The organism is Cupriavidus sp. 2KB_3, from assembly GCF_052115685.1.
GTDB lineage: Bacteria > Pseudomonadota > Gammaproteobacteria > Burkholderiales > Burkholderiaceae > Cupriavidus > Cupriavidus campinensis.
This window is the reverse complement of sequence record NZ_JBFRHD010000050.1, coordinates 1-713: the sequence shown is the minus strand read 5'-3', so window position 1 is coordinate 713 and position 713 is coordinate 1. Positions and strand designations below refer to the sequence as shown.

General features: G+C 64.2%; 1 protein-coding gene. It reads right to left on the bottom strand.

Annotated features, from left to right (window positions below; genetic code table 11):
- On the bottom strand, nucleotides 1–695 hold a 695-nt coding region (locus AB4120_RS27620; protein ID WP_441643107.1), incomplete at its 3' end, for a hydrolase.
- Between the last annotated feature and the right edge of the window lie 18 nt (nucleotides 696–713).

The following is a 713-nucleotide window of genomic DNA, read 5'->3' as shown; positions in this document are numbered from 1 at the left end:
ACCGGCGCGTGCACCGGGGCGATCGACGCGTGCGGCGTCTGGGTGCGCTGGGCGGCCTTGTGGACCATGGTGTAGGCGTAGTCGATGCCCATGCCGTAGGCGCCCGAGTGTTGCTTGGCCAGGCCGGTCACGGCGTCGTACGTTTCCTTGTTCTTCCAGTCGCGCTGCCATTCCAGCAGCACCTGCTGCCACGTCACCGGCACCACGCCGGCCTGGATCATGCGCTGCATGGCGTAGTCGTGGGCTTCCTTGGTCGTGCCGCCCGARGCATCSGCCACCATGTAGATCTCGTAGTCRCCTTCCAGCATCGCGCTCAGGGCGAAGGTCGTGTTGCAGACCTCGGTCCACAGGCCGGCCACGACGATCTTCTTGCGGCCGTTGGCGGCCAGCGCGTCGCGCACCTTCTGGTCGTCCCAGGAGTTCATCGAGGTGCGCTCCAGGGTCTGCTGGCCCGGGAACACGTCGAGGATTTCGGGGTAGGTGTAACCGGAGAACGAGTCGGAYTCCACCGTGGTGATCGTCGTCGGCACGTCAAAAATCTTGGCCGCCTTGGCCAGGCCCACCACGTTGTTCTTCATGGTCTGGCGGTCCATCGACTGCACACCGAAGGCCATCTGCGGCTGGTGGTCGATGATGATCAGCTGGCTGTTGCGCGGGGTCAGGACTTGCAGCTTGGCGTTGTTGGCGTTCGACATGGTGGTTTCTCCGGTAAA